Genomic DNA, 12,579 nt, shown 5'->3' with positions numbered 1-12,579 from the left:
ACCCCCTACGCCGACTGCACCCGGTGCAGTTCCGCGTATCGCCCGCCGCGCGCGACGAGTTCGTCGTGCGACCCGACCTCGACGACGCGCCCGCGCTCGAGCACGACGATGCGATCGGCCGAGCGGATCGTCGAGAGGCGGTGCGCGACGACGAGCGTCGTGCGTCCGCGCATGAGGCGGCCGAGCGCGTCGCGAACCTTCGCCTCCGAAGCCGGGTCGAGCGCGCTGGTCGCCTCGTCGAGGATCAGGACGCGGGGGTCGCGCACGAGCGCCCGCGCGATCGAGAGCCGCTGCCGCTGACCTCCGGAGAGGCGCGCGCCGCGTTCGCCGACGACGGTGTCCCAGCCGTCGGGCTGCGCCTCGACGATCTCGAGCGCGTTCGCGTCACGCAGCGCCGCCAGCACGCGCTCGTCGGGGACCTCGCCGAGCCCGTAGACGATGTTGTCGCGGATCGTGCCCTCGAAGAGCACCGACTCCTGCGGCACGACCGACACGAACCGGCGGAACGTGCGGAGGTCCAGCTCCTCCATGTCGACGCCGTCGAGCAGCACGCGTCCGCGCGTGGGCCGCAGGAAGCCGAGCACGAGGTTCAGCAGCGTCGACTTGCCCGAGCCCGACGAGCCCACGAACGCGACGGTCTCCCCCGGGCGGATGTCGAGGTCGATGCCGTCGAGCGCAGGCGGCTCGCCGAACTCGTAGCGCACCTCGGCACCGTCGAGGCGGATGGCGCTCGCGACGCGGTGCACGGCGCGCTTGCCCTCGTTGAACTCGAGGTCGGGTTCCTGCAGCACCTCGGCGATCGAGCGGATGGACTCGGTGCCGCGCGCGATGACCGGCAGAAGCATGAGCAGCCCCGTCGCCGCCGAGGTGAGCAGCGCGAAGTAGGAGCTGAGGAGCACCACCTGCCCGGCGGTGATGGGAAGCCATCCGGCGATCGAGATCCAGGCGGCGAGCACGAGGCATCCGACTCCCAGGAGTTGCAGCGTGACCCACGACAGCGACGCGAAGCGGCCGTTGAGCAGGTCGAGCCGGAGGCCCGCCGACCGCACGCCCTCGGCTCCGGTCGCGACGCGGTCGACCGCGACGTGCTCGAGGCCGTGCGCCCGCGTGATGGGCAGCAGCGTCGCCATCTCGCCGACGCGTGCAGAGAACTGCTCGACCTCGAGCCGGAAGCGCTCGTTCCGCACCCGGCTGCGGCGGTTCAGGATGGCGCGGAGCAGCACGGCGAGCGGGATCGCGAGCGCATACACGGGCAGGAACTGCGGCACGCTGATCGCCGTCATCACGATCGCGCCGATGAGGACCATGGTCGCCGAGAGCAGCGGGTGCGCGGTCTGCTGCAGCATGACCTCGATGTTCTCGACGTCCCGGACGACCTTGGTCTGCACGATCGCGGAGTTCGACCGCGTGTGGAACCCGATCGAGAGCGCCTGCAGCCGCGCGGCGAGCGCGTTGCGCAGGTCGCGGCCGATGTCGCGCACGGCGCCCATGAAGAGCTTCGTGTACGTCACGTGGTTGGGGTAGTTCTGCAGGAGCGCGACGATCGCGATCCCCGCCCACAGCGCGAGTTCGCGGAGCGGCCCGCCGGCGACGACCACGTCGATGATCTCGGCGGTGACGACCGGCATGAGCCAGAGCGGCGTGTCCTTCAGGGCGAAGAAGAAGACGGATGCCGCGACCCGGCGCCGATGCATGGCGAGCAGGCGCAGCACCGAGCGGCCGGGTCGTCGTCCGTCGATGGCGTGATCGATCTCGGAAAGCGCTTGCCCATGCATTGGTCCATTCTGCCCCCGAACGGTCTCCGACGCCATGCCGCACCGCTGACGTGGAAGCGGGCGCGCACCGGCGACGTGGAGGCACGCTCGCTAGGCTGGATCGGTGTCGTTCGAACCACGCTCCATCCCCGTCGATCCCGAGGCGCGGACCGCGCTCGCCGCGAAGGGACTCGAGTACCGCCTGATCGATCCGAGCGACCTCCCTGCCCTCGACGGCTGGATCGACGCCGACCACCGAGGCTTCCACCACGCTCGGCCCCGCGAGGTCACGCGCGAGTACGAGCGCCGGGTCATGGCGGAGCGCCGGCTGCACGGGGTGTTCGACGTCGGGGTGCCCGAGCCGATCGTCCCGGTCGCGACGGTGTCGAGCTGGCCCACCGGGCTCAGCGTGCCGGGCGGCCGGAGCGTCGACGGCTGGGCCGTGAGCTCCGTCACGGTCTCCCCCACGCATCGCCGGCGCGGGATCGCCCGGGCGATGATGGAGGCCGAGCTCCGCTCGGCGAAGCGGGCGGGCGCCTCCGTCGCCATGCTCACGGTCACCGAGGCGACGATCTACGGCCGCTACGGCTATGCGCCCGCCGCGCGGGCGACGACCCTCGAGATCGATCGGCGACGCGCCCGGTGGGCGGGGCCGTCGGCCCCCGGCCGCGTGCACTTCGTCGAGCCGGCATCCCTCCGCGACGCCGCCGCCGCCATCTCGCGGCGCGCGGTGGCACGCACGCCCGGCGAGATCGATCGCTGGTCGGGCATGCTCGACAAGATGCTCGGCCTCGTCGACCCGGAGTCCGATGCCTCCCGCGCGCTGCGGGCCGTCCGCTACGACGACGAGCACGGCCAGCCGCAGGGCTTCGCGACCTTCCGGGTCACGCGCGAACCCAACGAGCCGGGCTGGGCCGAGTTCGACGTGTTCGCCGCGGCGACCGACGACGCCGAGCGCGCGCTGTGGCGGGTGCTCGTGGAGCAGGACTTCGTCTCCGGCGTCCGCGGGCGGCTGCGCTCCGTCGACGAGCCGATCGAGTGGCTCCTCGACGACCCGCGCGCGGTGGCCGTGACCGAGACGACCGACCACCTCTGGGTGCGCATCCTCGACGCGGCCGCCGCACTGGGCGCGCGCCGCTACGGCGCGGCGGGCGAGCTCGTGCTCGACATCGAGGACCCGCTCGGCTACGCCGCGGGCCGGTACACCCTGCTGGCGTCGGCCGACGGGCGGGCGGTCGTGCACGTGCCGCGCGACGAGGGGCGATCGGATGCCGCGGCCGCGGGTTCCGCGACCACCGGCGCCGCACCGAAGCGCGAGCGTTCCCGCGCCCGCGCCGCCTCGAGCGAGGGCTCCGGTTCGCGCGCGGCCGCTCGCGCGGCCGAACCGCGGTCGCTGAAGCTCGACGTGCGCGATCTCGCGTCGATCTACCTCGGCGGCGTGCGCCCCACGGTGCTCGCCCGTGCCGGCCGCATCACGGCGTCCTCGAACGGCGCGCTCGAGCTCGCCGACCGGATGTTCGCCTCGACGCGCGCCCCGCACCTCAGCGTCTGGTTCTGACGGCCCCGTCCGGTCGGTGTCCGGCGGCGTCGCGCCCGGGTCGTCACGCCGCGTCCTGCCGCGGGAAGATCACCTTCTCGACGATGATGATGAGCGAGGCCGCAACCGGGATCGCGACGAGCGCCCCGAGCACGCCGCCGAGCGTGCCGCCCGCGACCGCGGCGATCACGACGAGCGCACCCGGCACCGCGACGGCGCGGCTCATGATGCGCGGGCTCAGCACGTACGCCTCGAGCTGCATGTAGACGAGGTAGTAGATCGCGGCGGCCAAGCCGGTCGCGGGCGACGCGGTGAGGCTCACGAGCGTGATGACCACCGCACCCGTGAGCGTTCCGACGAGCGGCACGAGCGAGCACAGGAACGCGATGAACGCCAGGAAGATCGGCGCCGGCGCCCCGATGATCGACAGGAAGACGAGGCTCAGCACGCCGTTGATCGAGGCGAGGCCCACCTGCCCGATCACGTAGCGGCCGACCGAACCGGTGACCTCCTGCGAGACGTCGACGAAGCCGTTGCGCGATGACGCCGGCACGAAGCGCGCCGCGTACCGCTTCATCGAGTCGAGCGAGGCGAGGAAGTACAGCGTGAGGATGAGCACGATCGTCGCGCCGGTGAACCCGCCGGCGATGCCCGCGCCGACGGCGAGGAGGCCTCCGGTGAGCGCGCCGATGTTGTCGGGGTTCCCGAACCAGTCGCCGATCGACGCGACGCCGTCCTCGATCCAGGTGCTGCTGCCGGTGAGCGACCCGATCCAGGCGACCAGGTCGCTCTGCTTCACGTCGTCGACGATCTGCTCCCAGTTCGTCACCACCTCGGTGATCTGGGTGACGACGATCGGCACGATGGTCGCGATCAGGCCCACGAAGAGCCCGATGACGATCGCGAAGACGATGAGGATCGCGACCCAGCGCGGCATCCCCCGCCGCTGCAGCCAACTGACGATCGGGTCGAGCCCGAGCGCGAGGAACAGCGCGAGCGCGATGTAGAGGATGACGGTACTGAGCTGCCCGACGATCCCGCCGACGAAGAGCGCGACGAGCACGCCGAGCGCTCCGATGAAGCCGATCCGGAACGCGCGGACGCGCACTTCGGGCGCGGTCGGATCGCGGTCGGCGGTCACCTCGGCCTGCACGGCCGGCTCGGGCTTCTCGATGGCCCCGGCCACACGTCTCCACATGGCTGCGACGCTAGCCCCGCCGCCCGCTCGGACGCGGTCGGCGCGCCGTGCCGAGCGGGCGCACGACGGGTCGCACTACCCGATCAGCCCGGTGCTCGCGGCGATGCCGACGACGATGGCGATGCCGACCCCGATGACGCCGAGCACGACGCCCGCGAGACCGGCGGTCCGCCGACGCCGGGCGGTCGCCGAGTCGGACTCGTCGTTCGCCCGCGCCCAGATCGGCAGGCGGCCCTTGCGGACCTGGGTCTGCAGGATCATGAGCCGGATGAGGTCGCGCATGGTGCTCGCGACGTCGTGCGCGTTGGGGCGGACTGCGGGGTCGTCGGCCGTCATCGCACCGAGGATCGCGCGCCACTCGGGGCTGAGGTCCTCGGGGATCTCCGGCGGGCGGTGCAGCCGTGCGAGCGCGGCCTCGATCGGCGTGCCCGTGTACTCGCGCTCGCCCTTCAGCGCCTCGAGCAGCACGAGCCCGAGCGAATAGATGTCGGTGGCCGCCGTGACCTCCTCGCCGCGGGCCTGCTCGGGCGAGATGTAGGCGGCCGTGCCCATGATCGTGCCGTGGCCCGTGAGCCGCGTGCCGTCGACGAACTGCGCGACGCCGAAGTCGGCCAGTCGTGTCATGAGCGTGTACCCGAAGGTCGGCACCTCGCTCACGAGGATGTTCTCGGGCTTGATGTCGCGGTGCATGACGCCGCGCCCGTGCACGTAGCTCAGGACGTCGGCGACCTGCGCCCCGACGTCGGCGACCTGCCGCGGCTTGATCGGCCCCTCGGCGATGCGGTGGGCGAGCGAGAGCCCGTCGATGAGTTCCATCACGAGGTACCGGCGCTCGATGCCGGCATGGATGAGCCGTCCGGCGTCGTGCACGGGCACCAGGCCGACGTGGGTGAGGCCGCTCAGCAGGTTGATCTCCCGCTCGCGTCGCTGCTGGTCGGCGACGGTCTCCTCGCCCTCCCGGAAGAGCTTCACCGCGACGTGCCGGCCGAGCTCGTTGTCGCGAGCCCGGTAGACGTCGGCCATGCCGCCGGAGCCGATGTGCTCGAGGAACTCGTACCTCGGCGCGTCGAGGAGCCCCTCCCCGTCCGTCGCGGGCGACGCCGGCGCGTCGACCCCCGATGCGCCGGATGACGTCGGTGCGCCGGGCACGACGGGCATCGCCGCCGGATCGGTCCGCACGCCCGGGTCGCCGCCCGCGGCACGCCCCGGGTCGGTGGGGGTCAGCGGGTCCGTCCGCCGGGTCGGATCGGTGCGGACGCCGACGCCCGGCATTCCCGCCGGACCGGGCCCGGCGCCCGAGGGCGCACCGTCCATCGGCGGCATCCCGTGCATGGCGGCCTCTTCTCCTCGGCGACGTGCCGAATTCTGCGGGGTATTTATCTAGTTTATCTAACTAGTATCTCCCTGCACAACTTCCCTCTGAGAAGTATCAGCGCGGTTGCCCGGCCGGACAACTCCGGCGTGTGGGGTTGACACGCTCGGGTCGGAGCGACAGCGACTGCGCCGCGACTCAGGCGCCGGAGGCCGCGCGAGCGGCGTCGATGGCCGTCACCGAGGCCGTCGGGGCCGCTTCGCCCTCGGCGTCCTGGACGCTGTCGACCGCGTCGCGCATGGCGCCGAGGAAGTCGAGGACGGCCACGGCCCGGTCGTCGTCGAGCGCCTCGGCGACCTCGATCATCCGGCGGTGCATGTCGCCGAGCGTCGCCCGGACCTCGTCGTCGCTGGCGATCGTGGGTGCGATCACGAGCGCACGTCGATCGGTCGGGTGGGGGCGTCGCTCGACGTGCCCGCTCCGCACGAGCCGGTCGATGAGCACGGTCGTCGATGCCGACGAGATCCCGAGGTACGCGGCGAGGTCCTTCGGGCTCACCGAGCGCCCCTCACCCTCCCGCTTCAAGAGGTACCGGATGGCGAGGAGGTCGGTCTCCCCCATGCGCATCGCGGACCTCGTCCGCCGCCGCATCGCCGCCTCTGCCGCGCGGTAGTCGCGCAGCGCGTTGAGGACCGCCACCCCCCTGCGGGTGCGATCGGCGGAATACCAGTACCCCGAGGACCGCTCGTCAGACATCCCACAGATATTACACCAGCTGGTAACTAGACCATCTAGCAAATGCTTGGTGAAGGCCGCGAGCCGGTCAGAACGAGTGCAGGTACACCCACGGGAGGCGGTCCATCATCAGCCGGTGCCGGGGGCCGTCGGCATCCGGTCCGTCGTCCGGCACGGCTCGGTGCTCGCGATCGTCCGTGTGGAAGTGCTCGTCCTCCTGCCAGTACAGGGTCGTCCGGTCGGTGTCGAACCGACCGACGAAGGCGCGCAGCTCGTGCGCGTCGAGCGCGGCGAGCGCCGCCGGGACCGACGCGTGCCGGCGCAGCTCGTGCAGCGTCACCCACGTGGGCGGGAAGAGCGTCATCGCTCCGTCCGCGTGGTGCTCGAGCGCCTCGACCGGCGTGAGCCACTCGGCCTGCATGAACTCGGCCGTGGCGAGCCGCAGCTCGCCCTCCGGCGCCGGCGCCGCGAAGAACCGGGTTCGCATGCGCTTGGGCACGCCCTTCGGCGGATGCCACAGCGCGAACTCGACGAGGTCGTCGGCGGCGAGCACGAGGCCGACCTCCTCGAACGTCTCCCGCACCGCCGCTCGACGTGCGGCGGCCGCGGAGTCGATCCGGTCGCCCGCGGCATCCGCCTCGTCGACCGCGCCGCCGGGGAACACCCAGGCGCCCGCGAACGATCCACGATCACGCGGGCGCTCGCCCAGGAGGACCTCGACGCCGCGCGGACCCTGCCGCATCACGACGACGGTGGCGGCCGACCCGACGGCGGGCTCGCCGTCGGAGCCCACGTCGACATGCATGCGGAACAGGATACGCCGGTGGCTACACTTCGGAGCATGGCCGAGTCCGCCGACGCGCTCCTCATCCCCGACGGCATCACGCTCGTCCGCGCGCCGAACCCCGGGCCCATGACCCTGGAGGGCACGAACTCCTGGCTGCTCCGCGCCCCGGGTGCGAGCGGCTCGGTGGTGGTCGACCCGGGCCCGACGGATGCCGCGCACCTCGCGCGCCTCGCCGAGGGTGGCGTCGACCTGGTGCTCGTCACCCACCGCCATCCCGATCACACGGACGCGGTCGATGCGTTCGCCGAGCTCACGGGCGCCCCCGTCCGCGCGATCGATCCGGTCTGGTGCCGCGACGCCGAGCCGCTCCGGGACGGCGAGTCGATCGACGCGGCGGGCTTCCGGCTCGAGATCCTCGCGACCCCCGGCCACACCTCCGACTCGATGTGCGTCGCGCTCCGATCCTCCGACCACCCGGACTCCGAGGCGCCGCTCGCCGTCCTGACCGGCGACACCGTGCTCGGCCGCGGCACGACGATCATCGCCCACCCCGACGGCGCGCTCGGACCGTACCTCGGGTCGCTCGACCGGCTGCTCACGATCGGGATCGCCGCGGGCGACGCCGGCCCCGTCGCGGTGCTCCCCGGTCACGGACCGGTGCTGCCGGACCTCGCGGCGATCTGCGACGCGTACCTCGCGCATCGCGCCGACCGGCTCGACCAGGTGCGCACCGCGCTCGCGCACCTCGGCGCCGACGCGACCGCGCAGGCGGTCACGGACACGGTGTACGCCGACGTCGACCCCGCCGTGCGGGGCGCGGCCGAAGCATCCGTTCGAGCGCAGCTCGAGTACCTGCGCGGCTCCGACGCCTGAGCGCGCGCCCGACGGCTCGATTTCCGTCCGGATCAGCGCCCGGCGGGCTCCCGGTCGAGCGCCGTGCCGGTGTCGTCGACGTACTGCTGGTGCAGGTGCACCGGCTCGACGGGTTTCTCGCCGGCGCGCTTGCGCTTGCGGGCGGCCGCGGCGAGGTTCAGCGCCTCGACGAAGATCGCGAACGCCATGGGCACGTAGATGAGCGCCTTGTCGATCTTGACGCCGAAGCCGTCGGCGACGAGGAACACGCCGATGAGCAGCAGGAACGACAGCGCGAGCATCTTCACCGTGGGGTGTCGGTTGACGAACGCGAAGATGTAGCGCGCCGCGAAGAGCATGATCCCGAACGAGAGCACGACGACCGTGATGATCACGATCATGTTCTCGGTCATGCCGACGGCGGTGATCACGGAATCGAGCGAGAAGACGATGTCGAGCGCCAGGATCTGGGCGATCACGGCGCCGAAGGTGGCGGTTCCCGCGCCCGTCGTGTGCTCCTCGTCGCCCTCGAGCTTGTGGTGGATCTCGCTGACCGCCTTGTAGACGAGGAAGACGCCGCCCGCGATGAGGATCAGGTCGCGGCCCGAGAAGCCCATGCCCCAGATCTCGAACAGGTCCTCCTTGAGCGTGATGATCCAGCCGGCGGCGAACACGAGCCCGATGCGCATCAGCATCGCGAGCGTGAGGCCGAGGTTGCGCGCCTTCGCCTGCTGCTCGACCGGCAGCTTCGCGGCGAGGATCGAGATGAAGATCACGTTGTCGACCCCGAGCACGACTTCGAGCACGAACAGGGTCAGGAACACGGCCAGCAGGTCGGGCGTGAACTCGAGGGAGAAGTCCATTCCGCCATTCTCCCCGAGCGCGGGTCCCTCACGCGCGATCCGGGTCCAGCGCGATCGGCGGGATCGCGGTGCCGAGCGGATGGCGCACCCACACGTGGCCGGTCCGCCGGTGCTCCTCGCGGGTGCTGAAGCGGTAGAGCTCGGTGCGCGCGCGCACCGCGCGCGGACGGTCGCCCTCGAACGGGTCGTGCGCGAGGAGCTTCAGCGTCGCGGCATCCGCCTCGAGGAGGCGCTCGAGGAATCTCAGGAACCACGGCTCCTCGATCCTGCCGAGCGGGAGGAACCACATGAGCCAGTCGAGCCGCAGGTGGTAGGGCGCGAACTGGCGCGGGACCCTGCGCTGGTCCCCGGGCTTGCCCTTGAACGCGTACTCGGCCCAGACCGCCTCCGGATCGCGCGGGTCGTCGGCCGTGCCCTCGACCACGACCTCGACCCGCTGCCGCGTGACCGACCCGAACGCGCCGTACGCGTTCACGAGCATGTAGCGGTCGAAGCTCGCGTTCATCAGCTGGCGCCTCGAGAACAGGTTCCTGAGCGGATGCCGGCTGAGCCAGAGGATGAGCACGGTGACGAGCAGCACGAGCGCGATCCACCACGGCGGGCTCGCGGCATCCGCCGGTGCCTCGATCGCCTCGAGCGGCAGCCAGGGGAACGCCCACTGCACCGCCGCGTCGCCGACCGCGCCGAAGGCGAGCACGATGGTGATCCAGTTCAGCCACGCGAAGTTGCCGGTGACGACGAGCCAGAGCTGCGTGGCGATGATGATCGCGGCGGCGGCGGTCCGCACCGGCTGCGGCGCGAACAGCAGGAACGGCACCACGAGCTGGGCGACGTGGTTGCCGACCACCTCCACCCGGTGGAACCACTTCGGCAGGAGGTGCGCCTGCCGGCTGAGCGGGCCCGGCATGGGTTGGGTCTCGTGGTGGTAGTACAGCGCCGTGAGGTCGCGCCAGGCGCGGTCTCCCCGGATCTTGATCATGCCGGCCCCGAACTCGAGCCGGAAGACGAGCCACCACACGAGCACGACCGTCGGCAGCGGGGGCGGCACCTCCCGCGAGCCGAGGAACGCGACGAGGAATCCGGCCTCGCAGAGGAGCATCTCCCATCCGAACCCGTAGAAGGTCTGGCCGACGCTGACGATCGACAGGTACAGCGCCCACATCGCGAGGAACGCGAGCATCGGCAGCCAGGGCGGTCCGAGCTGCGGCAGCCCGATGACGACGGATGTCGCGAGCAGCATGCCGACCGCGCAGACTGCTGCCAACCGGGCGTCGGTGTACCCCCAGCGACGGAAGATCGTGGGTCCGAGGTAGCCGCGCCCCCGGGTCCGCGCGAGCCGGCCGACCGTCTCGCCCGAGCGTCCTGCGCGCTCGCGCGCGCGCCGTTCGGCGTCGTCGACGGCGCGCAGGAGTCGGGGCACGGGCAGGAGCCCGTGCGTCCCGAGCAGCGGCCGGAACTGGTTCAGGGTCGAGAGGAACGCGACCAGGAAGAGCGCGGCGATGCCGCGCTGCAGCACCTCGCGCGCGAGGTCGGCATCGCGGGCGTCGAACCAGGCGGTCCAGTCCACGTGGTCACCCCGGCCGGGGCGCGTCGTCGTTCGGCGGCCGGACGGCCCCCGACCACGGCACGCGGATCAGGCGGGCGGATTCGCCGGGTCGACGGTCTCGATCGTCTCCTCCTCGACCTCGTTCTCGGCCTCGAGGTCGTTCGAGTCGGGCGCGGGCTCCGGACCGGTGTCGCCGACGCCGCCTGCCGCGGTCTGCTCGGCATCCGCGGCCTCGCGCTCGGCGGTCTCCTCGCCCGGGAACGCATCACCCGGCCCGCCGGCCGACGCGCTGTCGAATGCGAGCGTGTTGATCGTTCCGGTCAGGTCCGGGCTCTCGGGGTTGAGGTCCCCGGCCGGGCCCAGTCGGTCCTGGGCCTCCCAGGGGTTCAGCGGATCGGCGTTCATCTCGTACTCCTCCCGGCTGCGGTGCTGGCCGGGATCGCGGTCGCGGACCGCAGTCCGTCATCTCCACGGTCCTCCCGCAGGCGGGGCGAGTCAACGGGTTGCGCCGGCGTGGCTTCGGAGGGCATGTGCCGACGACGACGCAGCACCCCGAGCCGACCGGCTGCGGGGCGCTGCGGCCGGTGCGAGATCAGGCCACGAGGGCGACGCCGGCGTTCCAGCCGACCTTCTCCTGCACGGCGAGGGTGAGCTGCAGGAAGCCGATCGACTCGAGCTCGCGGGCGCGCGACAGGGCGCCGGCGTCGACGGCGTTCACCCCGCCGGCACGGACGACGTCGATGAGCGCGCGCTTGGCGAGCTCGTCGTCACCGGCGACGAGGACGGTGGTGGGCTGTGCGCCGCCGACGGTCCTGGCGGCGAGCGTCGCGGCGAAGTTCGTGTTGAAGGCCTTGAGGACGCGCGACTCAGGCAGTGCGGCGGCGATGACGACGGCGGCCGAGCCGTCGGCGGGCACGACGAGGGAGTCGAAGGTCTCGAAGTCGAGCGGGTTCGTGATGTCGACGACGACCTTGCCCGCGAGCTGGTCGGCGCGAGCGGCGACGATGTCGGCGACCGCCGGGTAGGGCACGGCGAGGATGACGAGGTCGCCGGTGATCGGGTCGGTCGCGTCGCGCCCCACGTACTCGACGGTGCTTCCCCCGGCCGCGACGATGCCGCCGATGGCGGTGCCCATGTTGCCGTTCCCGATGATGCTGACGGTGGTCATGATGTCCTTCCCGCGCCCTCCGACGCATTGGTTGTTGCAACAACTTGTTGCGACAACCATCACTGTACGCACTTTCAGTTGTCGTGTCAACTGAATGTGGGAGACTTGGCGCATGACCGACGACACGCGCTGGCTCGACACCGAGGAATCGGCCGCCTGGGTGCGGCTCGTCGCGCTCTCCGAACTCCTTCCCGGCGTGCTCGACCAGCAGCTCCTGCACGACGTGCAGCTCACGCACTTCGAGTACGCGGCATTGATGGCCCTCGCCGGCGCGCCGGAACGCACGATGCGGATGACCGCCCTCGCCTCGCGCACGAACGCCACCCTCCCGCGTCTCTCGCACGTCGCCCGCCGGCTCGAGGAGCGCGGGCTGATCCGTCGGTTCCCATGCCCGACCGACCGTCGGGCGACGAACGCCACGATCACCGACTCGGGGCTCGAGCTGATCGACGACGCAGCCCCGGGGCACGTCGAGACGGTCCGGCGGTACGTGCTCGACGCGCTCTCCCCCGAGCAGCTCCGACAGCTCTACGAGATCGCGGGCGCCGTGCTCGCGCGACTCGATCCCGACGAGCGGCTCACGGCGACGGCGTGCCAGTTCAGCGAGGGGCCCGCGATCGCCCGAGCCGGCTGATCGGATCGGTCGATGCGGCCCGCCGGTCGAGGCCGAGCCGCAGCAGCCGGAGCATCGGCGGGGCGAAGGTCACGATCGATGCAGCACCCCCTGTACGCGGGTCGTGGCAGCGGCGGCGCGTCGCTAGCATGAGCGCATTCGTGACCTCGGACGGAGCCCGACCGCCCGGATCACCTGCGCTCCAGGAGGCCCA

12 protein-coding genes are annotated in these 12,579 nt (G+C 71.9%); 3 read left to right on the top strand and 9 right to left on the bottom strand.

Annotated elements, in window-relative coordinates:
- Nucleotides 1-5: 5 nt before the first annotated feature.
- On the bottom strand, nt 6-1,775 hold the full coding sequence (locus ACQ393_RS02435; RefSeq protein WP_430645227.1) for an ABC transporter ATP-binding protein: 1,770 nt from the start codon (nt 1,773-1,775) through the stop codon (nt 6-8).
- 103 nt (nt 1,776-1,878) lie between these two features.
- On the opposite strand from ACQ393_RS02435, the gene ACQ393_RS02430 reads away from it, so the two are divergent.
- Nucleotides 1,879-3,312: a GNAT family N-acetyltransferase gene (locus tag ACQ393_RS02430; RefSeq protein ID WP_430645226.1), complete on the top strand. Its 1,434-nt coding sequence runs from the start codon at nt 1,879-1,881 to the stop codon at nt 3,310-3,312.
- A 43-nt stretch (nt 3,313-3,355) separates the two neighbouring features.
- On the opposite strand, the gene ACQ393_RS02425 is transcribed toward ACQ393_RS02430, so the two are convergent.
- From ACQ393_RS02425 to ACQ393_RS02410, 4 genes are all read right to left on the bottom strand, one after another.
- Entirely contained in the window at nt 3,356-4,489 is a 1,134-nt protein-coding gene (locus tag ACQ393_RS02425) for an AI-2E family transporter (RefSeq protein WP_430645225.1), read from the bottom strand.
- 75 nt (nt 4,490-4,564) lie between these two features.
- Nucleotides 4,565-5,821: a serine/threonine-protein kinase gene (locus ACQ393_RS02420; protein WP_430645224.1), complete on the bottom strand. Its 1,257-nt coding sequence runs from the start codon at nt 5,819-5,821 to the stop codon at nt 4,565-4,567.
- 178 nt (nt 5,822-5,999) lie between these two features.
- Nucleotides 6,000-6,557: a MarR family winged helix-turn-helix transcriptional regulator gene (locus ACQ393_RS02415; RefSeq protein WP_430645223.1), complete on the bottom strand. Its 558-nt coding sequence runs from the start codon at nt 6,555-6,557 to the stop codon at nt 6,000-6,002.
- Nucleotides 6,558-6,624: 67 nt separating this feature from the next.
- A complete protein-coding gene (locus tag ACQ393_RS02410; RefSeq protein ID WP_430645222.1) occupies nt 6,625-7,341 on the bottom strand; it encodes an NUDIX hydrolase in 717 nt (238 codons plus the stop codon).
- Nucleotides 7,342-7,377: 36 nt separating this feature from the next.
- Here ACQ393_RS02410 and ACQ393_RS02405 point away from each other — a divergent pair, with 36 nt between their 5' ends.
- Complete coding sequence (locus ACQ393_RS02405) at nt 7,378-8,196, top strand: MBL fold metallo-hydrolase (protein WP_430645221.1); 819 nt, start codon at nt 7,378-7,380, stop codon at nt 8,194-8,196.
- Nucleotides 8,197-8,228: 32 nt separating this feature from the next.
- Here ACQ393_RS02405 and ACQ393_RS02400 read toward each other — a convergent pair whose 3' ends face one another.
- The 4 genes from ACQ393_RS02400 to ACQ393_RS02385 all read right to left on the bottom strand — a co-directional run bounded on the left by ACQ393_RS02400 (nt 8,229) and on the right by ACQ393_RS02385 (nt 11,752).
- Complete coding sequence (locus tag ACQ393_RS02400) at nt 8,229-9,038, bottom strand: TerC family protein (protein WP_430645220.1); 810 nt, start codon at nt 9,036-9,038, stop codon at nt 8,229-8,231.
- A gap of 28 nt (nt 9,039-9,066) precedes the next feature.
- Nucleotides 9,067-10,605, bottom strand: coding sequence for a lipase maturation factor family protein (locus tag ACQ393_RS02395; protein WP_430645219.1), 1,539 nt, complete (start codon nt 10,603-10,605; stop codon nt 9,067-9,069).
- A gap of 66 nt (nt 10,606-10,671) precedes the next feature.
- Nucleotides 10,672-10,989 (bottom strand): hypothetical protein, encoded by a 318-nt coding sequence (locus ACQ393_RS02390; RefSeq protein ID WP_430645218.1) that lies wholly within the window; start codon nt 10,987-10,989, stop codon nt 10,672-10,674.
- Nucleotides 10,990-11,176: 187 nt separating this feature from the next.
- Nucleotides 11,177-11,752 carry an NADPH-dependent F420 reductase gene (locus ACQ393_RS02385; RefSeq protein ID WP_430645217.1) on the bottom strand — a complete coding sequence of 192 codons (576 nt, stop codon included), beginning with the start codon at nt 11,750-11,752 and terminating at the stop codon, nt 11,177-11,179.
- A 112-nt stretch (nt 11,753-11,864) separates the two neighbouring features.
- Between ACQ393_RS02385 and ACQ393_RS02380 the strand changes: the two genes are divergently transcribed.
- The gene (locus ACQ393_RS02380) at nt 11,865-12,386 is read left to right on the top strand and encodes a MarR family winged helix-turn-helix transcriptional regulator (RefSeq protein WP_430645216.1); all 522 of its coding nucleotides are present in this window, start codon (nt 11,865-11,867) and stop codon (nt 12,384-12,386) included.
- Nucleotides 12,387-12,579: the final 193 nt, after the last annotated feature.

The organism is Agromyces sp. GXS1127, from assembly GCF_050565425.1.
Classification (GTDB): domain Bacteria; phylum Actinomycetota; class Actinomycetes; order Actinomycetales; family Microbacteriaceae; genus Agromyces.
Note: the sequence above shows the minus strand (reverse complement) of the source record. Positions and strands in the feature narration are given on the sequence as shown.